The organism is uncultured Rothia sp., assembly GCF_963555405.1.
GTDB lineage: Bacteria > Actinomycetota > Actinomycetes > Actinomycetales > Micrococcaceae > Rothia.
In genome coordinates this window covers 60301-80636 of sequence record NZ_CAUVVO010000008.1, presented here as the reverse complement: position 1 = coordinate 80636, position 20336 = coordinate 60301, and the positions used below count along the sequence as shown (strand labels likewise).

Sequence of the window (20336 nt, the reverse complement as noted above, 5' to 3'; positions counted from 1 at the left end):
CTTTCGTTATGTCTTGATAGGGCAGTCCCCGAGGTATCTCACGATATATCTCAGGAACGCGGCGGGGGAGAGCGCTTGCAGAGTCTAGCCAGGAAGTTACCCAGGAGCCACCAGGCGCGCCTCTACGGACCCAAAACGCCAGCAAGCACTAAATCCACATGGCGGGGTCAATGTACTCCACAGCGTCCACCAGCGGCTTCTTCTTCTCCGGAGTGCGCGGGCGGTGCTTTGCGGGAATGCCGGTAATAATCGAGTCGGCGGGGTGATCGTTGACGACCACGGCGTTCGCGCCAATCGCGCTATCGGCACCAATAACCACCGGACCCAGAACCTTCGCGCCGGCACCAATGGTCACGCGGTCACCAATCGTGGGGTGGCGCTTCACCTTCTCCAGGGAGCGACCACCCAGGGTCACGCCGTGGTACAGCATTACGTCGTCGCCAACCTCTGCGGTTTCGCCAATCACAATGCCCATACCGTGATCGATAAAGAAACGGCGGCCAATGGTCGCGCCCGGGTGAATCTCCACGCCGGTCAGAAAACGCGCAAACTGAGAGAGCGTACGCGCCAGCGACTTCGTCTCTTCCTTCTGCCAGAGCTTATGGGTCAGGCGATGCACCCAAATAGCGTGCATACCCGAATAGTTCAGAGCAATCTCGACAGCGCCACGCGCAGCAGGGTCGTGCTGACGGACGTTCTCAATATCTTCACGCAGACGCGCAATAAAACTCATTGGGTTCCCTTTCCCTCATCGGTCGTGCTCTGTATGTGTGCGACCTTTCCAAAGGTACCAACAATGAGGCCCATTCACCTATTCCCGCGCCCTCAGCTGTCATAGTGGACGCCCCCTCCGAAATCTCAGTCACAATTCCGTACAGAACGTAATATTTACGCCCCGTGCGGCCCCGCCAAGAGCCTCCACCCGCAGATGCTAGATTGGGGCACGCAAAACGCCCCGCCTGCCGTGTATGCAACCGGCAGACGGGGCGTAGCACTATAAACTGATGCCTCCCACTAACGGGGGGGGGCTCAGAAGCTCAATTAGCCGCGGATGTCCTCGTACAGAGCGGTAGAGATGTAACGCTCACCGAAGTCGGGAACGATAGCCACGATCAGCTTGTCCTTGTTCTCAGACTTCTTAGCCTCCTCCAGAGCAGCCCACACAGCCGCACCGGAAGAAATACCGCCCAGAATACCTTCCTGGGTAGCCAGCAGGCGGGAGGTGCGCATCGCGTCCTCAGCGCTGACCGGAGTCACCGAATCGTAGATGCCGCGGTCCAGGGTGTCGGGGACGAAGTTAGCGCCCAGGCCCTGAATCTTGTGGGGGCCAACGCGACCCTCGGAGAGCAACGGGGAGTCCTTCGGCTCAACCGCAACAACCTTCACGTTCGGGTTCTGCTCCTTCAGGTACTTACCGGTACCGGAGATGGTGCCGCCGGTGCCAATACCCGCCACGAAAATGTCGACCTTACCGTCGGTTGCTTCCCAAATCTCGGGGCCGGTGGTGTTGTAGTGAATGGTGGGGTTCGCCTCGTTGGAGAACTGGGACGCCAGGATAGCGTTCTCGGTGGTCGCAACGATTTCCTTAGCCTTCTCCACAGCGCCGCGCATACCCTCGGTACCGGGGGTCAGCACAATCTGAGCACCGTAAGCGCGCAGCAGCACGCGACGCTCAGCAGACATGGTCTCCGGCATGGTCAGGATGACGCGGTAACCGCGAGCAGCACCCACCATAGCCAGCGCAATACCGGTGTTACCGGAAGTGCCCTCAACAATGGTGCCGCCGGGCTTCAGCGCACCCGACTTCTCAGCAGCGTCAATGATGGCGCGACCGATACGGTCCTTAACCGAACCAGCGGGGTTGTAGAACTCAAGCTTGACCGCTACGTTACCGGGAAGACCTTCGTCCAGTCGGTTCAGCTTAACCAGGGGGGTCTGGCCGGTTGCTTCAACAATGCTGTTGAGAATCTTTGCCATGGGGGTGCTCCTTCATGAGCTTGGGGGAGGCCAGCCGCGATGGGGTCTCCGCAATGAATAATCGGTTACGTGGCAACTCTACTACGCCAAACGCGCCGGGGTAACCCTGCCGTTCACAGTTCGTAATAATGCCAGAGAAAAACCTCAGGGAACGAGGTTCAAAAAGAGGGTACAGAAAAGCGCCGCACAAACCCTTTCTCGATAAAGGATGATGAATGTGCGGCGCTCTCTAGAAACATTATGTAGCCCAAAAGACAACCTCTGTATATAAGAGTAGTGATGAACTCTGTTCACCGCAAGCTGGAGCCACAAATTTTATTGCCATCAATGGAAAAAACAGTGAAAAACCGCATCCTGAGATGGAAAAGACGCAAAAGCGGGGGAGAGAACCAGCCCAGAAGACTAGTTGATGTCCATGTGCAGGTCCCACTTGTTATTCAAGTAGCGACCAACAGCCTCACCGAACATCTTCACGTGACGCTTATCAGCCGCCACGGTCTGCTCCTTGCCGTCCTTGAACAGCTTCTCACCCAGATCCACGTTCAGAGTCACGGTCCAGTTGTACGCACCCTGCGCCAGAACCGGCTGCTTAGTGCCGATAGTCAGGGTAGCGGTCGGGTTCACGTACCAGGTCTTCTTCTCTTCAATACCTGCCTTGGTGGAGTCCGCGTACTTCTTCATCGCCGCCAGAGTCTCCTGGTCGGTGCTGACCTCGTTCATGTAGTGCATATCGCCGGTACGCAGCAGGTACTCAAACGCCGCACCGAAGTACGCCAGCGCCGCCGCGAAGCCAGCCACCGAATTCTGGTGCATAGCCTCCGGAACGATCGGGGACGGCACGTTCTGCGGCGGGTGCTCAGCGTTACCCGGCTGGTACTCGCCGTGCTCCTCCATCTTCTCCAGCTTCGCTACGCCGCTGTAATCCTTATTGTCGTTAGGCAGCGGAGAGCTCGACGCCGAAGCAGAAGCCGACGCAGAAGCGGAAGGGGAAGCAGACGCCGAAGCCGAAGCGCTCGGCGAAGCGGTAGCAGACTCAGAAGCAGCAGAAGCGCTCTCAGAGCCAGAAGCGGAAGCAGACGCCTCAGACGAAGCCTTAGAGCCACAAGCCGCCAGCAAAGCCATAGAGCTGACGCCCAGCACACCCAGCGCCGCGCGGCGGGTCAGGTTCTCGGACATAGTGATACCTTTCAGTCAGTCGGTGATTGCAACCAGTTTAGCCGCAAACCCAACAGGATACAGAGTTGAGCGGGCGAAGCGTGAGAAGCGCCTCGCAGATAAAAGCGTTATGACAGATTATGACGCCGCGGAGGTGGCGGACGCCTCAGCGGAAGCCTCAGCAGAAGCGGCGGCAGAAGAGGGCTCGGAAGTAGATGGGGAAGCCGCGCCGGATGCCGCAGTACTTGCGGTGGACGCGCCTCCCTGAATGGTGGCACCGTACGCCACGCTCAGCTCCCACATCTTCGAATCAGTGTGGTAGCGGCCGCGGAAATCGCACTCCTGAATCGTCACTCGAGAAGCCGGACCTGCCGCAGTCGCAGAGGCAGAGGCGCTCGGGGACGCCGCATCAGATACCAGCGCATCCTCAGACGGCTCAGTAGGCTCCGCAGAAGCCGAAGCGCTCGCCGAGGCGGCCACCGGCTGAATCTTGCCCTCAGCCACCGCCTCCGTACCAAAGTCCAGAGTGTACTGACCCTTAAACAGCAGGTTGCCATCGCTCATAATCGACGGCTGCGCGCTCGCCAGGGCATAAGACGCCGACGGGTTCACATACCAGGAACCCTTCTCCACACCCGCAAGAATAGACGCCGACAGGGCATCCACCTCAGAGCGAGTCTTCGAGGACAGCTGAATGCCGGTCGAGAACGCATCCGTGCTACCGGTCTTCACCAGATAATCCATAGCCGCCGCAAAATAAGCAACCGCCTCATGAAAACCCGTCACCGTATTCAACGAGAGCGTATCAGTCACCTTCGGCTTCGGAGCATTACGCGGCGGATGATCCACCGTACCCTGCTCATAATTCAACGCACCATCATAGTGGGTGTATTCCACCAGACCCGAATAGTTCTGACCATCATCGCTGTACCCATTCGGGTTAGCGCTCGACTTCGAACCGCTCAAGCTACCGCCCTGAGAGCCCGACTGCTGGCTAGAACCCGAGCCGCACGCGCTCAACAGCGCCGCAGAACCCGCAACAGCAGAAGCCCCCACGCCCAGGCGCAGCAGGGAGCGGCGAGAGAAAGACTGAGAAAAAGAAGACATACAAAAACCTTGAACTCGGGAAATGCCGATACTACTAGGGTAAAACACAACATGCCCTAACCCGAGGGAGAGTTAGGGCATGATGCCTGAGCAATCAGAAGACTTAGAGGTTGTCACCATTAGAGTTGCCGCCATTACCGCCGTTACCGCCACTGGTGTCACCAGAAGCACCGCCATTAGCACCACCATTCTTCGGCTGAGCCGACGCCTGCACCTCGTACTCATCCTGAATAGTCAGGGTCCAGTCATTATCGTGGCGCACACCGGTAACCACCAGGCCACGCTCCGTGCGGCGCACCTTCTCGGACATCTCCGCAGGAGCACCGTCAATCACCACGGTCGGACCCAAATCAATCACCAGGTCAAAGGTCCACTGAACGCTCTTCTTCACCAGCGCGGGAACAGCAGTGAACGCAGACATGGTTACCTTCGGCGACACAAACCAGTCACGCGCCTGCGAGCTCTCATTCGACTCATCCATAAACGACGAGAACGACGCAACGAACTTCTCATCAGCCTTCGACTCACGTAGCGGGCCGGCGTCACCGGTCAGCACCAGGTAGTTAATCGCCGCATAAACGAACGCAATCGAATCGTACAGACCCTGCACCGAGTTCTCCGAGGCGCTCGCCGGGCGCTTGGGGAACGGCACGTTCTGCGCGGGAGCAGACTCGGTCGCCGGAACGAAATTACCCTTCTTCTCATAGTTGTCGAAGGTAACCTCGCCGCTAAAATCGGTGCGCGCAGACGCCGACGGGGACATCTGAGGGGTATCCGCATCAACAGTCTCATTGCTAGAAGAACCACCGCCGCACGCAACCAGCAGGGCGCTCAAAGACACGCCCGCAACGCCCGCACCCGCGTAACGTAGGGCAGAACGGCGGCTGATGCCGGTAGTGGAACTGGGAAGCCCGGAGGTCATGGGGAAAAGCGCCACGGAATACCTTTCGAGTGAGAATCTCAGGTGAGAGACGAGTGAGAGAACGCCTCGACGAGCGGATATCACACGCGGACATCCCTCTAGAGACAGTCCTAAGTATAACGCGCCCCCGCCTTCACACCCGTGCGTACCAGCGCCCAAAGGAGCGTGATATGCCGCCCATCAGCGAACTTACCGCAGGTGGTGAACTTACGGTAACCAGGAACTTACTGGAACCAGCGGGTGCATCGCGCCGGATGGGGTATGGCGGGTATAGCGAAGGAGGGGACGCGTTCATCGTCTATAGAGATTGTCTATAGGGGAGGGGCTACTGGGCGCCCTCACCGGGAACACCGGCAGGTGCCTCAGCGCCACCAGCAGCACCGCCCGCATCGGGGGCGCCGGGTGCTACGGTCGGCTGAACCGTCGCGGCTGCAGGCTGAGTCGCCACGGGCTGCGCGGGAGCGGTAGCCGCAGGCGCCTGGGTAGCGGCAGGCTGAGGAGCCTGAGCCGCGCCACCCTGACCTGCAGAACCCTGACCGGCACCATTCTGTGCACCACCATTTTGGGAGCCAATGTACTGACGGGAACCGCCCTGACCGACACCGCTCTGACCTGCGCCATTCTGAGCGGCACCGTTATTAGCGGTACCCTGCGCGGCACCGTTACCCGAAGTGCTCGCACCAGCATTAGCCGCCACGGTGCTGTCATCAGTCACCGTCGGAGTATAGGTCGACGAAGGATGCGCGCGCGGAGTCTGAGTCGGCTTCGGAGTCAACGCCGGATCGTACTGCTGAGGCGCAATCACCAACCAGCGCTTCGCCTCCTCATCGTACTCAGCGTAGAGAGCCTTAATCTCCTGCGCCTCAGTATCCTCCAGGGGCTTGGTCGTGTTGGTTGCCTTCTCAACCTGCAGACCGTGCGCCTGAGTCACGGTGCACGCCCACGAATACTTGGTGCCGCGGGTCGTCGGCTGCTTATCGGTCAGGCGGAAGGTCCACTCACCATCAACCAGCCAGTTCGTGCCGGGCGCATAGAAGGCGCGTAGCTTCTCCAAAGAAGCACGCTGAACAGAATTATCCTGATGAACCACCTGCAGAGCTGGACCGGGATCACCGGTCATGCGGGCGTAGTTCACCGCCGCCGCAAAATACGCGAAGGTGGCGCGCAGGCTGCGGGCGTTCTTCTCGTACATGGTCTCATCCTCAACCGGGATGGGCACGGCGCTCGCCTTAGAATCAACGCTCGCGGGGCCGGCGGTCGGCTCAATCGTGTAGACCTGACCGGTCTCCGGGTCGGTGCTACTCATCGGAGCAGCACCGGTACCGGCAACGTACTTGGTCCACTTCAGCTCGCCCGACAGGTTATCGTAGGCACCCGCAATCGAAGCGGAAGGAGTGGGGGAGGCGGTCGCCTCCGCAGTCTTTTTGGAACCGCAAGCGGCAAGCATCGCACCCAGGGCGGCAGTGCCCGTGAGCGCAATAAAGTGGCGGCGGCTGTGAATCATAGTGATCCCCTTGAATGTGCTGTGATGCGGAAGTATCGGTGATAGGTGAAGAGCTCACGCCCTAATCCTCAGCCTAACATCACGCCCCCATCAGAGGGCGTGAAGCAGTCACCCGCGGGGCGGGTAGAGGCGCATTGAGGCGAAAATGGGCGGACCTCATCTAGCCCTAGCCTATAGATTTCACGCGTGGCACACAAATAAAAGCCCTCATCCGTGCCTCATATCACCCAATATGACGGGATCTTTGAGGCACGGATGCAAAGAAGCTTTAGGCTGAGCCTCGAATGTAACGAGCCGCCTTAGAAGAGGTGCTCTCATTCGGGGTCGGGAGCGCACTCGGAGTATTCGCGGACGGTTCAGCGGTAGCCGCCGGGGTGGCGGTAGCGCTCGGGGAAGATTGCGGATCCTCCAGCATCTGCCAGCCCTCTTCGCCAAAGTAGACGTAAGCGTCCGCCTTCTGATTGCTGCCGTAGATACCGGTGAGCTGCTCACGCTGACGGGTCTCATGGTTGAACAGGAACGCGTTCTCATCCACCTTCAGGGTCGCCTTCCAGCAGTAGACGTCCTGCTCGGTGGCGGGTACCGGCTGCGGGGAGCTCAGATTGATGCACATGGGGTGGTTGCTCTTAGAGACCAGCCAGCCAATGTTGTAGCGGTAAATATCGCGGTACATATTCGCCATGTGGCTAAAGTGCTCCTGTCCGGGCAGGTTCATGAAGGGGTCGGTATCACCGGTGAGGAGCATGTAGTTCTGCGCCGCACCCCAGTACTGCAGGAAGGCGTGCAGACCCTCAACGGTACGTTCCTTAGCCTCCGGAGGCATGATGGGTCGGGGGACATTGACGGCACGGTGACTGAGAGTGCCGTTCGAGAAATTGCCGACGCGCTCAAAGAACTGATCAGGCAGAATCGCCGGGCCGCGGCCGTCCAGAGCGGATGCGGGCAGAGGCTCGGCGTAGGTGATGCTGCGCGTGGTGGTCGCAGATTTAGTCTGGGTGCTCTGAGGTGCCGGTGCGGCATCAGTAGGAGAGGGTTCAGTGAGTGGTTGAGGGCGAGAAACTGCGCTGGGGCTGCAGGCGCTTGCGAGTGCACTCAATGCTGCTCCGGAAGAAAGAGCAAGAAGATGGCGACGTGACAGCGAACCGAACATACGCAACCTTTCGCAAGAGTAAAGACGGGCAGGCAGTAACGGGTAGCTCGAATGCAGTTGAGCGAGGGCTCTGTGAGCGTTCCCGAAGGGTGTGGCATACCGCGGTGAGTACGGATGCGATAGAAAGGGCAGGCCAGAAGCCTCCTGAGGGAATCGGTGTGGGTTATGACCTGCCTGGTTGTCGTGCTCAATGATTCTAAGCGTACTTTCAGGTTCGAAACGACCATATCTGCGCTTGAGCGTAAAAAGTTATCAAATCTTAATATTTGCCCGTTTTATGCGGGTTATAAAACGTACCAATGTGTTCGGGATAACCGCATTAAAATCTGTTGTTTCCCCTAGAAACTTAGGGATTTTTCGGCTTTTTCTTGATATGAGTAAATCGTAAATTGGAGTTGTTGCACCTTGTGTGTAAATAGTAATTCAACCTCTCCACGTTGTCCGAACACCCATCAAAAATGCCTCTGCGTGAGCCACCAAACTCCCCGCAGTCGCAACGTGCCCACCGCAACGCCCACACATGGCATGAAGCGGGTTCACCCTATGGGACAATAGCGCTGTGACTACCACCGACTATGCGCAGCTCAAAGCAGCTCGCGAACTGCTCACTCGAATCCCCCTCCCGCTCGACGTAGAACCCGGCGAAACCCCCGGCACCCCCTACACCGTCACCCACGACGGCACCGCAGAGCACGGCACCGCCTCCGCGCGCACCCTACTCGCCGCCATGGCACGCCAACTCGACGACTACATCCTGCCGCGCAGCGCCAGCGTCGATAACCCCCTCACCATCGTGGTCGGCGGCTCCACCGGCGCCGGCAAATCCACCCTCGTCAACACCCTGCTCGGCGAACCGCTCACCCAGTCCGGCGCGATTCGACCCACCACCCGCCACCCCGTCCTCCTGCACCGCGCAGAAGACGAGGCAGCGCTGTCACCCGAACGCTTCCTGCCCACCCTGCCGCGCACCCGCACCTCCGGCATGAACGCCGGATCGCAGGCACTACCCGGCCTCGACCCGAAGATTGCGCGCGCCCTCATTCCTATTACTACTTCGGCGCTGCCGCAGGGCATTGCGCTCATTGATGCGCCCGACATCGACTCCGTCTCCGAAGAAAACCGCACCCTCGCCAAGGAACTGCTCTCCGCGGCCGACCTCTGGCTTTTCGTCACCACCGCCAACCGCTACGCCGACGCCGTGCCCTGGGAACTGCTCCACGAGGCCGCCGCACGCTCCATCGCAATCGCCGTGGTGCTCAACCGCGTGCCCGAAGGCGACGAAGAAGCCATCGAAAACGACCTGCGACGCATGCTCGACGAGGCGGGAATCCACGCCGTGCTGATTCACACCGTCACCGAGCAGCCGCGCGACGAGAAGGGCATGCTCGCCCCCGTCAGCCTCGCACCGCTGACCCTGTGGATCCGCGAACTCGGCGCCGATGCGCCCGCCCGCGCCGCCATCGCCCGGCAGACCCTTGCCGGTGCCGTCGAAACCCTCGCGGGAAACCTGCAGGTTATTGCTACCGAACAGGCGCGCCAGCAGGCGGCGCACCAGTCGCTTGCCACCATCGCCGCCGAAGAATACGAGGACGCCCTGACCACCATCGACGGGGCGCTCTCCGACGGTTCCCTGCTACGCGGCGAAGTGCTCTCGCGGTGGCACGACTTCGTGGGAACCGGCGACTTCTTCCGCTCCCTCGACAGCACCATCGGTCGCCTGCGTGACCGCGTCGGCTCCGCCCTGCGCGGCCAGCCCGCCGCTGCCCAGAAGGTTGAAGACGCCCTCGAAAGCGGCATTCACGCCGTCGTGCTGGATGCCGCCGCCCGCGCCTCCGAAAACACCCGTACCCGCTGGCGTGCCAGCCGCGCCGGACGCTCCCTGTTGGCGCGCCTGGATGCGCCGCAGGCTACCTCTGCCGTGTCCGAATCCGCTGCGCCCGAACAGAACGCAGAAGCTAAGGGCGAGGTGCAGTCCGCCGAGGACATCTTCTCCGTAGCCGTAGCCGAACAGATTCGCCTCTGGCAGGGCTCCGTGCTCGAAATGATCCGCGAAGAAGGCGCCGACAAGCGCAAACGCGCCCGCTTCCTCTCCCTGGGCGTGAACGCCACCGCCGTGATGCTCATGGTCGCCGCGTTCAGCCTCACCGGCGGCATTACCGGTATTGAGGCGGGCATTGCGGGCGGTAGCGGCGTGGTCGGCACCAAGCTGCTCGAGTCCATCTTCGGTGAAGACGCGGTGCGCCGCATGGCAACCCGCGCCCGCACCGACCTGCTCGAACGCATGGCTGGGCTGCTCACCGAGCATGCCCAGCCCTTCACCGCCGTACTCGAGGAAACCGATCCGCAGGCTGTCGCCGACGAGATTCACCGCGCCGCCGAACAGGTGCAGGCAATTGCCGCAGAAATGAGCGCGCAGAGCCACGCTGCAGCCCACGCTAACGGCACGGTTGCCCGCTAAACCACTCCGGACAGGCACCCCGCACCACAGACGAAGAAAAACGCACTATGACTACCCCCGAGAACAAACTCGAGAACGCCAGCGTAGAACGCAACAGCGAGCGAGGCGCCGCCCCCGGCGTGGCGACCTCGCCCTTCGCGCGCTCCGTCGCATCCCTCAAGGAAGCCATCAGCTACGGCGAAGGACGAGTCCCCGAGACCGTGCTGCTCGACGCCGCCGAAACCCTCGAACGCCTCAGCCAACGCCGCGAACTCTCCACCGAACACACCGTCATCGGCTTCTTCGGCGCGACCGGCAGCGGCAAATCCACCCTCTTCAACGCCATCGCCGGGCAGAACATTGCCCTCTCCGCACCCACGCGCCCGACCACCTCCACCGTGCAGGCGGCAATCTGGGAGGCAGAAGGCAGTGAAGAACTGCTCGACTGGCTCGGCATCGACAAGCGCGTCTACCCGCAAACTCAGGCGCTCGCCGCCGAAGGGGAAGCAACCGAGGGTAACGGGGCTGGCGGGGAAGTAGCGGCACCCAACGCCGTCACCGAACCCGCACCCGGACTCTTCAACCGCATCCGCCGCGCCGTTGGCGGTCGCGGCGAAATGCGCACCCGAACCGGCGGACTGATCCTGCTGGACATGCCCGACTTCGACTCGGTCACCACCACCAACCGCGACCTCGCCGCCCGCATGATGCGCTACGTAGACGTGCTCGTCTGGGTCGTCGACCCCCAAAAGTACGCCGACGCCGTCATCCACCGCGACTTCATGGTGCCGCTCGCCGCTTCCGGCGCGCAGGCGCTCTGCGTGCTCAACCAGGCGGATAAGCTCGCACCCGCCGAGGTGCCCGCTGTGCTCGCCTCCCTCACCCGCCTGCTCCAGGCTGAGGGCACCGAGGCGCACCTGCTCGCCGCACCCATCGCCGTCTCCGCGCGAACCGGCGAAGGCGTGGACGCGCTCCGCGACCTGCTCGCGCAGGTAGCCGCCGCCAAGAGCCTGTCCTTGCAACGGACCGACGCTCAGCTGCATGCCACCGCCTCCCAGCTACGCACCTACGCCGGGGGAGAGGGTGCCGTCCTTGCGGGAGCCTACGCCCTCGAAGCGGAACAGAAGCTCGTGAAGGCATGCTACGCCTCCAGCCATGCCGAGCAGGTTCTGGAAGCGGCAACCGCCTCCTACCGCCGCGCGGCGGGTCAGCACACCGGCTGGATTCTCACCCGCTGGATGAGCCGACTGAAGGCCGACCCCCTGCGCCGCCTGCACCTGGGACAGCCGGACGAGAAGAAGAGCGAATCCAAGGCTGAGAAGTTCGCGGGAATGCTCGGCCCCGATAGCGAGAATGCACCCGAGCTGGTAGCGTCCTCGCTACCTCCGCTGAGCGCCGCACAGAAAGCGGGCATGGCAAACGCCGTGCGCCAGTACAGCAAGCAGATGGCGAACCGTATCGACGAGCCGTGGAAGCGCAGCATGAAGGAAGCCGCGCTCTCCCGCGAGGCGGAGCTACCCGAACTGCTCGAACGCGACATGATGCGCATCGACTACGGCCTGGGCCGCACCCGCGCCCCCTGGGTCATCTTCAACGCCCTGCAGTGGATTGCGCTACTCAGCGCCCTGGTAGGTGTCGCCTGGCTGACCCTGATCTCCGGCATGGCGTACCTGCAGATTCAGCTGCCGCCCGCCCCGACCCCCGAAGGCTCCCCGGTGCCCCTGCCGACCCTGCTTCTGCTGCTGGGCGTACTCCTCGGTATCGCCTCGGCGGGCGTGGGCAGGCTGCTCACCGCCATGGGCTCACGCTACTACGCACGCAAACTGCGGGGACGCCTGCAGACCGGCGTGGAGAAAGCAGTACAGACCTGCGTGGTCTCACCGGTACAGCAGGAGGCAAAGCGCCTGAACGCCTACCGCAAGGCGCTGGATATCTAGCGAACTAGCTTCCAAGAAGCCGTATCAATCTAGGAACACACAAAAGAATCCCTCCCCACCTCAATCGAGGCGGGGAGGGATTCTTCCATTAAATCTATTCGCTACTGAAGCCTAGTCTTCGTCAGAAGCCTCAGCGCAGGGAGCCTGCTGAGACGCCGCAAGCTCACGCAGACCGTCCGTAATCGCCTGAGCAGCCTTAACGACCAGCTCGGGGTAGTTGCGGTTCGGCTGGCGGGTCATGCGGTCAATCGGGCCCGAAATGGACACTGCCGCAATGACCTTGCCGCCGGGGGCGCGCACCGGAGCAGAGACCGAGGCGGTACCGCGCTCGCGCTCACCCACGGACTGTGCCCAGCCGATGCGGCGCACGGCCGCGAGCATGGCGGCGCTGAAGTGTGCATCGCGCAGGCCTTCAACAATGCGGTTCTGGTCTTCCCACGCGAGCAGAACCTGAGCGGCGGAGCCAGCCTGCATGGACAGCTGGGTACCGACCGGAATGGACTCGTGCATGCCGGAGGGGCGTGCCGCGGTCGCAGCGCACACGCGCCAGTCGCCCTGGCGGCGGTACAGCTGGGTGGACTCGTCAGCTTCGAGGCTGAGCTTCTGCAGAATCGGGTCGGCCACGGTGATGAGCTCATCAGAAATAGTGGCGGATGCCAGCTCGGTCAGGCGGGGTCCGAGCATGAAGCGTCCCTGCACGTCGCGGGCTACGAGGCGGTGGTGTGCCAGTGCCACGGCGAGGCGGTGCGCGGTCGGTCGCGCCAGACCGGTTGCCTTGACGAGGTCGCCCAGGGATACGGGGCCTGCCTCGAGGCAGTCAAGGATGAGGGTTGCCTTGTCGAGCACGCCAACGCCGGAGGAGCCGTGGGAGTGTACCTCTACCATCTGCTCGTCGGCGGCCATGTGTTCGGGCGGCTTGACGGGGTCAACAATCGGTGCGTTGTGTTGTGTGGATGCGTTGGGGTGACGCATTCCGTGTGCGTTAAAACGTGATGCGGAAGGAGTCATTCTTATATTCTATCTCAGAATATGAAAGATACCCCGGACTTCATGGACTCTTTGGAGTGCAGAGCTGAAGATGGAATCACCCCCTACGGGATAAATTATGAGTTTTTCATAATAAGTGTTTATGTGGGTTTATGGGTGAAAATATGCGAAAAACCGCGCAAAAATGCGGGTAATCCCGCAAAATCACCCTGGAGTCATAGAATAAACCCACACAAAAACACTTGCTGGTTCGGGGTGCTTCTAGGCCGTCTCATAGGCTAAGAATCCGCGAAAAAATATGCGACACGCCGCAGGGAAATACCGATTTGAGGGTCCCATCGGGTACATAATCCGCCCCTCAACCCCGCAAACTTGCGGCACGCACCACACCGAACGCATCCACCGTAGGAACGCATCAAGCAGGAGAAAGCATGACTAGCGAACAGAACGCAACCACCGCGGGCACCCGTCCGCGCACCCTGGCAGAAAAAGTCTGGGACGCACACGTCGTCGTCCCCGGTGAAAACGGCAAGCCCGACCTGCTCTACATCGACCTGCAGCTACTGCACGAAGTGACCTCCCCCCAGGCATTCGAAGGCCTGCGCATCGAGAACCGCCCCCTGCGCCGCCTCGACCTGACCATCGCCACCGAGGACCACAACACCCCCACCGACAACATCTTCGGCACCATCGCCGACCTGACCAGCCGTACTCAGATTGAGACCCTGCGCCGCAACGCCAAGGAATTCGGCGTGCGCATCCACTCCCTCGGCGACGAGGAGCAGGGCATCGTGCACGTGGTCGGCCCGCAGCTCGGCCTGACCATGCCCGGCATGACCATCGTCTGCGGTGACTCCCACACCTCCACCCATGGTGCGTTCGGCGCTCTCGCGTTCGGTATCGGCACCTCCGAGGTGGAGCACGTCATGGCCACCCAGACCCTGCCCCTGGCACGCTTCAAGACCATGGCAATTAACGTTGAAGGCACCCTCAAGCCCGGTGTGACCGCTAAGGACATCATCCTCGCCGTCATCGCGCAGATTGGCACCGGCGGCGGTCAGGGCTACGTGCTCGAGTACCGCGGCTCCGCAATTCGCTCCCTCTCCATGGAGGGCCGCATGACCATGTGCAACATGTCCATTGAGGCGGGCGCACGCGCCGGTATGGTTGCCCCCGATGAGACCACCTTCGAGTACATCAAGGGCCGCCAGCACGCACCCAAGGGCGAAGAGTGGGACAAGGCAGTCGAGTACTGGAAGAGCCTGCCCACCGACGAAGGCGCCGTCTTCGACAAGGAAATCTTCATCAACGCTGACGAGCTCGAGCCCTTCGTCACCTGGGGCACTAACCCCGGTCAGGGTATTCCGCTGAGCCACGCCGTTCCCTCCCCGGACGACTTCGAGGACGAGAACGACAAGGTTGCAGCAGAACGCGCCCTCGAATACATGGGCCTGGAGGCTGGCACCCCCATGAAGGACATCCCCGTGGACGTTGTCTTCCTGGGTTCCTGCACCAACTCCCGCATCGAGGACCTGCGCGCCGCAGCCGACATCGTGCGCGGCCGCACCATCGCCGAGAACGTACGCATGATGGTCGTGCCCGGCTCCCAGAAGGTCCGCGCGCAGGCAGAAGCAGAGGGCCTGGACAAGGTCTTCAAGGACTTCGGTGCCGACTGGCGCTTCGCCGGATGCTCCATGTGCCTGGGCATGAACCCCGACCAGCTGGCACCCGGTGAGCGTTGCGCCTCCACCTCGAACCGTAACTTTGAGGGCCGCCAGGGTAAGGGTGGCCGCACCCACCTGGTCTCCCCGGTGGTTGCTGCCGCAACCGCTGTGCGCGGTACCCTGTCCGCCCCGTCCGACGTCGTGGCCTAGCACGCCGCTATAGCTAAGGAGCCATTATGGAACCCATTATTAAGCACACCGGCATTGGCGTGCCGCTGCGTTCTTCGAATGTTGACACCGACCAGATCATTCCCGCCGTCTACCTCAAGCGAGTGACCAAGACCGGCTTTGATGATGCCCTCTTCGCGAACTGGCGTAAGGATCCCGAGTTCATCCTGAACCAGGAGCCCTACAAGCACGGTAGCGTGCTGGTTGCGGGCCCGGACTTCGGTACCGGTTCTTCCCGTGAGCACGCGGTGTGGGCGCTGCGCGACTACGGTTTCAAGGTCGTTATCTCCGCTCGTTTTGCTGATATTTTCCGCGGCAACTCGGGTAAGCAGGGCCTGGTCACCGCGCAGGTTGCACAGGACGATATCGAGCTGATCTGGAAGGCGCTGGAGCACGAGCCCGGCACCGAAATCACCGTTGACCTGGAGTCCAAGACCGTAACCGTGGGTGCGCTGGTTGTTCCCTTCGAGATTGACGACTACGTGCGCTGGCGCCTCATGGAGGGCCTGGACGACATCGGTCTGACCCTGCAGAACCTCGAGGCTATCGAGGCGTACGAGGCGAAGCGCCCCTCCTGGATGCCCCGCACCCAGGAACTCTAAATAGGGGGAGCTCTAAGCCGAGCGCTCTAAACGCGGAGCTCTAAGGCATAGATAAAGCTCGAAGGCGGCGACTGAATCAGTCGCAGCCTTCGAGCTTTTCTGTATCCTGAGCTTTTCTGCACCTAAAACCTTGGCACGCATATAAAAGCGCCTCCCCTGAGCATTAGCTTCCGGGGAGGCGCATTTATTGACTAGCTAGAGAGCACCCTCAGTGATGGGGGTGTTCAGGGTTGCGTTCTCGGTGCAGCTGTACAGTGCCGCCGAACCGGGGGAGCGCACGCCCGCGGTCGGGTTTGCATTCTGCGCGGTGGCAAGAGCGAAATCAGAAACCACCTCGTGGTTAATGTAGCTGCCGCCCGCGCCGCCGCCGCTGCTCAGGGCGCTGAGCGAGTAGATGTTGCCTTCGTTCTCAAACTGCACCTGGCGGCCGAAAACGCCCTCGTAGTATGAGCCAACGGTCCAGATGTTCAGGCCTGCGCCGCCGCCGCCGTAGCCGGCGCCACCACCGGATGCTACGGAGGTGAGGGAGAGCTTGCCCTGGGTTCGGGAAAGCAGTGCGCCCGAGCCGCCCTTACCGCGGTAAGAGCCGGTTGCGTTCGCACCGCCGGTGCCCTTTTCTCCCTCATGCACGGAGTCGCCCCCGTAGAGGTAGTAGCGCGGGAAATCGTACGACTCAAACCAGGAGGTAGACATGGGCATGAGCTTCAGCTCGTTGTTCTCGTCGAGGATGCCGATCATTGCCTCGCCGAGGGTGCCCGCCACGCCGGAGCGGCCGGCGGTACCGCCGGTGACCATGAAGCGCATGTCGAGGGTCTTGTCGTCCTCGTCGAGGGGCTTGAATTCCTGGTAGGGGCTTGCCATGAGCATGCCGCCCTGGCCGGGGTTGTCGGTGCCCAGGTCGCCGCCTGCGCTACCGCCCGCGGTGCTGTTGGCATCGCTGTGTTCCATGGCGATACGCAGTGCCGGGTTCAGCTGATCCTTGGGCTGGGCGTTGAAGAGGCTCTGGTGGGTGGTGAGGGTGCCCAGCTGCGCGCCGCCGCCGCCAGCACCGGCAACGGCTACGACGGTGACTGCGCCGTCGCGGACGAGCTCGACTGCGGAGGAGCCGCCGCCGGACGCGCCGTACACGTAGCCGCTATCGGTGCCTACTACCTGCGCTGCGCCGGTTGCGGTGCTGGAGCCGGTGGAGTCGCCGCCTGCTGCGTAGCCTTCGCCACCGAGTGCGGGCTGTGCGCCGGCTGCGGAGCCGACGCCACCGTTACCCGCCCAGACGCGCAGGATGTCGCCGGACTTAACCGCCAGAACGCCGCTGAGCTGTGCACCGGCACCGCCGCCAGCCAGGGAGGCGTTCGTGACGTCGGTCAGGTAGCGGGGGGTGAAGGAGGTTGCGGCACCGCCGGCACCGCCTACAAGGTCGAAGCGGACTCGTCCAACGCCTTCGGGGACGAGCCATTCGGTGTATGCGCCTGCCTTATCGTCGTAGCCGGTTGCGGTCGGCTTGAGAGTCAGGGCGGGGGAGCAGGTGGGCTCGCCGCTTGCCGCCCATGCGGGGACGGTTGCGCTGGCGAGGATGACGGGGGCACTCCATGCCGCACCCTGTACGAGGCGACGGCGCGAAATGCGTGATGCAGTGTTGTGATGTGTCATTTTTGGGGTCCTCCGGTAGTTCGCGGATGCAGCCGCGAAGTAACCTGTGGTTGGTTGCGATGCGCCGTGGTTTTCGGTTGACTTTCGAATATTTACGGTGATGTTGAAGTGAATTTTTGAAGTTGAAGTGAACCAGGAAGCCGAACCGTTTTAGTTGGGCATCATCGCAAGGTTGTATGCAGTGAATGCACGCCCGTTCCCTGCCATGTGGCCCCGTACTGCGTGGAGCAACGGCAATGCCGGCGCCGATGCCGCAGTTGAGAGCTGGTTGGCTTCTCCTTGAGAGTGGAGGTGCCGCTCAGCGGGCACGCGTGTGCACGTTATTGTAGGGGTGAGGTTGCTCTCAAGTTCAAATTCGTGCGTCAAAAAGACGAAACTAGCGTCAAATTTCGGTGAAGAACCTAAAAATGTTTGCATTAGTGTGAATGTTTGTGTATCTTTTTGTTTTTTCTGGCTCTGAATCTGAGGGTTCAGACCGGTTTTTCATATACACACCAGAGCAAAATCCCAGTCACGAGTTCCAAAGGCTCTTCAGTGTTTGGAGCACCTTTACGCAGGGCTTAGAATAATGATGAATATATGCGCCCGTTTCGCCCTGCTACCGGCAGGGGCGCGGCACGACAGAACGCGGCGTATCGGCACACTGTTAAAGTTCGGCGTACACCAGCCGACTCCACAAAGGATTTTTAATGACTGAGAACATCAGCAAGCTTCGCATTGAAGGTGGCACTCCGCTCGTTGGTGAGGTTCACGTTCGAGGCGCCAAGAACCTGGTGCCCAAGGCTATGGTCGCAGCACTGCACGGTTCGACTCCCTCGACCCTGCGTAACGTTCCCGACCTGAGCGATGTTGAAATCGTTACCACCCTCGTGGAGCTGCACGGTGCGAAGGTTGACTACGACCGTGAAGCCGGTGTTCTGACCCTTAACCCCGCACAGGACGCAACCACCGCTGCAAAGAACGCAGAGGAGATTCAGCTCTTCGGTGGTAACTCCCGCATCCCGATTCTGATGGTGGGCCCGCTGCTGCACACTCTCGGTACCGCGCGCATCCCCAACCTGGGTGGCTGCAAGATTGGTGACCGACCCATTGACTACCACATGTCTGCACTGCGCAAGTTCGGTGCAGTCGTTGAGAAGGACGACGAAACCGGCACCACCCTGATTGTTCCCGAAGAGGGTCTGAAGGGTGCAGAGATTGTGCTGAACTACCCCTCCGTGGGTGCTACCGAGCAGGTTCTGCTCACCGGTGTGCGCGCTAAGGGTAAGACCATCCTGCGTAACGCCGCGATTGAGCCCGAAATTATTGACCTGATTGCTGTTCTGCAGAAGATGGGCGCAATCATCTTCATCAACGAGGACCGCACCATCGTCATTGAGGGCGTGGATGAGCTGACTGGCTACGATCACGCGTCCCTGCCCGACCGCAACGAGTCCGCTTCTTGGGCTTCTGCGGCGCTGGCTACCGGCGGCGACATTTTCGTTCGCGGTGCAGCTCAGAAGGATATGACCGCGTTCCTGAACCAGTTCCGTAAGATGGGCGGTCTGTACGAGGTGACCGCTGATGGTATTCGCTTCACCCACCCGGCTCAGCGCACCCCCGGTGCTCAGCTGAAGCCCATCGTTTTTGAGACCAACGTGCACCCCGGCTTCATGACCGACTGGCAGCAGCCCCTCGTGGTGGCGCTGACCCAGGCTAAGGGTGCGTCCATCGTGCACGAGACCGTGTACGAGGAGCGTTTCGGCTTTACCAACGCCCTGAAGCAGATGGGTGCAGATATTGTTGTTATGCGTGACTGCGTGGGTGGCGCACCCTGCCGTTTCGAGGGCAAGGGCTACGGCCACTCCGCTATTATTTCTGGCCCCACCCCGCTGACCGGTGCCGACATTGAGGTTCCGGATCTGCGTGGCGGCTTCTCCCACATCATTGCTGCGCTGGCTGCTAAGGGTACCTCTCACGTGAGCGGTGTTGAGCTGATTGCACGCGGCTACGAGAACTTCGAGCAGAAGCTCAAGGGCCTGGGTGCCAACTTTGAGGTGCTGGCACGCAAGGCAGCCAAGGCTCCGAAGCCCGATGCAGCAATCGTTGTTGTTGAGCCCGAGGAAGTTGAGGTTCAGGGCTAATGAGCGGACAGCAGGGAAAGCAGGCTCTGCCTGAGATTGAGCCCACCGCCTACGGTGACGCTCTGTATAAGGTGCTCGGCAACGCTGCGCGTGGACTGTATAAGCTCATGGCGCGCGTTGAGATTACCGGCCGCGAGAACCTGCCTAAGAGCGGCGGGTACATTATCGTGGCTAACCACACCACCGAACTTGACCCGGTGACTGTGGCTTTCCCTGCCTTCGTTGAGGGCGCCCTGCCGCGTTTCTTGGCGAAGGATTCGCTCTTCCGCGCCCCCGTGCTCGGCTACATTATGCGCAAGCTCGCGCATATTCCGGTGGTTCGCGGCTCGGTGGATGCGCGTAAGTCCCTGATTACTGCCCGCAAGATTGTTGAAGCTGGCGGTGCCGTCGTGATTTTCCCGGAGGGCACCACCACCCACGATCCGCAGCTGTGGCCCATGCAGGCGCGTACCGGTGCGGCTCGCCTGGCTCTTGCAACCGGCGCGCCCGTCTTCCCGGTAGCGCACTGGGGCGACGAGCAGATTCTTGGTTACGTGGATGAGCCCGGCGAGGACGGCCGTATCAAGGAGAAGCGCAAGATTTCGCTGTTCCCGCGCAAGACCGTTCGCGTGAAGGTTGGCAAGGCGCTGGATATTGCCTCCCTCGTTGAGGATTCCAGCCCCGAGGCTAAGCACACCCGCACCGAACTGAGCGTGGTCACCGACGCAATGCTGGACGCTATTACCGCCGAGCTGGAGAAGATCCGCGGCGAGAAGGCTCCGGAGGGTCGTTGGAACCCCCGCACGAAGCGTCGTGAAGCCCCCGGTACCCCCTCGGGTCCGGTCGGTGGCGCGCTTGGCGAACCGGACGAAAAGTAGCATCCCAGCTGGGAAAATCGTAGAGGCCCTGACAGATGC

15 protein-coding genes are annotated in these 20336 nt (G+C 61.4%); 6 read left to right on the top strand and 9 right to left on the bottom strand.

The features are described 5' to 3' along the window. Window positions 1-148 precede the first annotated feature (148 nt). The 7 genes from epsC to RWL87_RS06555 form a co-directional block, all read right to left on the bottom strand. Window positions 149-733: a serine O-acetyltransferase EpsC gene (gene epsC, locus RWL87_RS06585; protein WP_298699618.1), complete on the bottom strand. Its 585-nt coding sequence runs from the start codon at window positions 731-733 to the stop codon at window positions 149-151. A 308-nt stretch (window positions 734-1041) separates the two neighbouring features. Further along, complete coding sequence (gene cysK / locus RWL87_RS06580) at window positions 1042-1977, bottom strand: cysteine synthase A (RefSeq protein ID WP_005505601.1); 936 nt, start codon at window positions 1975-1977, stop codon at window positions 1042-1044. Window positions 1978-2379: 402 nt separating this feature from the next. Beyond that, window positions 2380-3153: a DUF6318 family protein gene (locus tag RWL87_RS06575; RefSeq protein ID WP_313969318.1), complete on the bottom strand. Its 774-nt coding sequence runs from the start codon at window positions 3151-3153 to the stop codon at window positions 2380-2382. A 117-nt stretch (window positions 3154-3270) separates the two neighbouring features. Then, a complete protein-coding gene (locus RWL87_RS06570) occupies window positions 3271-4239 on the bottom strand; it encodes a DUF6318 family protein (protein WP_313969317.1) in 969 nt (322 codons plus the stop codon). Between the two features lie 103 nt (window positions 4240-4342). Further along, entirely contained in the window at window positions 4343-5176 is an 834-nt protein-coding gene (locus RWL87_RS06565) for a DUF6318 family protein (protein ID WP_313969316.1), read from the bottom strand. Window positions 5177-5486: 310 nt separating this feature from the next. Next, window positions 5487-6665: a DUF6318 family protein gene (locus RWL87_RS06560; RefSeq protein WP_313969315.1), complete on the bottom strand. Its 1179-nt coding sequence runs from the start codon at window positions 6663-6665 to the stop codon at window positions 5487-5489. 268 nt (window positions 6666-6933) lie between these two features. Continuing rightward, on the bottom strand, window positions 6934-7761 hold the full coding sequence (locus tag RWL87_RS06555) for a DUF6318 family protein (protein ID WP_313969314.1): 828 nt from the start codon (window positions 7759-7761) through the stop codon (window positions 6934-6936). Window positions 7762-8374: 613 nt separating this feature from the next. Here RWL87_RS06555 and RWL87_RS06550 point away from each other — a divergent pair. After that, window positions 8375-10273 (top strand): dynamin family protein, encoded by a 1899-nt coding sequence (locus tag RWL87_RS06550; protein ID WP_313969313.1) that lies wholly within the window; start codon window positions 8375-8377, stop codon window positions 10271-10273. Window positions 10274-10320: 47 nt separating this feature from the next. Next, window positions 10321-12189 carry a GTPase gene (locus tag RWL87_RS06545; RefSeq protein WP_313969312.1) on the top strand — a complete coding sequence of 623 codons (1869 nt, stop codon included), beginning with the start codon at window positions 10321-10323 and terminating at the stop codon, window positions 12187-12189. 111 nt (window positions 12190-12300) lie between these two features. Here RWL87_RS06545 and RWL87_RS06540 read toward each other — a convergent pair whose 3' ends face one another. Continuing rightward, window positions 12301-13197, bottom strand: a complete 897-nt coding sequence (locus RWL87_RS06540) for an IclR family transcriptional regulator C-terminal domain-containing protein (RefSeq protein ID WP_371416058.1) — start codon at window positions 13195-13197, stop codon at window positions 12301-12303. 410 nt (window positions 13198-13607) lie between these two features. Here RWL87_RS06540 and leuC point away from each other — a divergent pair, with 410 nt between their 5' ends. Together leuC and leuD are read left to right on the top strand one after the other, a co-directional pair. Further along, the gene (gene leuC, locus RWL87_RS06535) at window positions 13608-15050 is read left to right on the top strand and encodes a 3-isopropylmalate dehydratase large subunit (RefSeq protein ID WP_070831218.1); all 1443 of its coding nucleotides are present in this window, start codon (window positions 13608-13610) and stop codon (window positions 15048-15050) included. A gap of 26 nt (window positions 15051-15076) precedes the next feature. Next, complete coding sequence (leuD, locus tag RWL87_RS06530; RefSeq protein WP_005505627.1) at window positions 15077-15670, top strand: 3-isopropylmalate dehydratase small subunit; 594 nt, start codon at window positions 15077-15079, stop codon at window positions 15668-15670. A gap of 195 nt (window positions 15671-15865) precedes the next feature. Here leuD and RWL87_RS06525 read toward each other — a convergent pair whose 3' ends face one another. Further along, window positions 15866-17317, bottom strand: a complete 1452-nt coding sequence (locus tag RWL87_RS06525) for a transcriptional initiation protein Tat (RefSeq protein ID WP_313969311.1) — start codon at window positions 17315-17317, stop codon at window positions 15866-15868. Window positions 17318-18006: 689 nt separating this feature from the next. On the opposite strand from RWL87_RS06525, the gene murA reads away from it, so the two are divergent. After that, a complete protein-coding gene (murA, locus tag RWL87_RS06520; protein WP_313969310.1) occupies window positions 18007-19440 on the top strand; it encodes a UDP-N-acetylglucosamine 1-carboxyvinyltransferase in 1434 nt (477 codons plus the stop codon). After that, a complete protein-coding gene (locus tag RWL87_RS06515; protein ID WP_313969309.1) occupies window positions 19440-20297 on the top strand; it encodes a lysophospholipid acyltransferase family protein in 858 nt (285 codons plus the stop codon). The genes murA and RWL87_RS06515 overlap by 1 nt, the downstream gene beginning before the upstream one ends. Window positions 20298-20336: the final 39 nt, after the last annotated feature.

Coding starts and splice junctions, on each gene's coding strand:
- epsC (WP_298699618.1), bottom strand. CDS start 733: ATGAGTTTTATTGCGCGTCTGCGTGAAGATATTGAGAACGTCCGTCAG.
- cysK (WP_005505601.1), bottom strand. CDS start 1,977: ATGGCAAAGATTCTCAACAGCATTGTTGAAGCAACCGGCCAGACCCCC.
- RWL87_RS06575 (WP_313969318.1), bottom strand. CDS start 3,153: ATGTCCGAGAACCTGACCCGCCGCGCGGCGCTGGGTGTGCTGGGCGTC.
- RWL87_RS06570 (WP_313969317.1), bottom strand. CDS start 4,239: ATGTCTTCTTTTTCTCAGTCTTTCTCTCGCCGCTCCCTGCTGCGCCTG.
- RWL87_RS06560 (WP_313969315.1), bottom strand. CDS start 6,665: ATGATTCACAGCCGCCGCCACTTTATTGCGCTCACGGGCACTGCCGCC.
- RWL87_RS06545 (WP_313969312.1), top strand. CDS start 10,321: ATGACTACCCCCGAGAACAAACTCGAGAACGCCAGCGTAGAACGCAAC.
- RWL87_RS06540 (WP_371416058.1), bottom strand. CDS start 13,197: ATGACTCCTTCCGCATCACGTTTTAACGCACACGGAATGCGTCACCCC.
- leuC (WP_070831218.1), top strand. CDS start 13,608: ATGACTAGCGAACAGAACGCAACCACCGCGGGCACCCGTCCGCGCACC.
- leuD (WP_005505627.1), top strand. CDS start 15,077: ATGGAACCCATTATTAAGCACACCGGCATTGGCGTGCCGCTGCGTTCT.
- RWL87_RS06525 (WP_313969311.1), bottom strand. CDS start 17,317: ATGACACATCACAACACTGCATCACGCATTTCGCGCCGTCGCCTCGTA.
- murA (WP_313969310.1), top strand. CDS start 18,007: ATGACTGAGAACATCAGCAAGCTTCGCATTGAAGGTGGCACTCCGCTC.
- RWL87_RS06515 (WP_313969309.1), top strand. CDS start 19,440: ATGAGCGGACAGCAGGGAAAGCAGGCTCTGCCTGAGATTGAGCCCACC.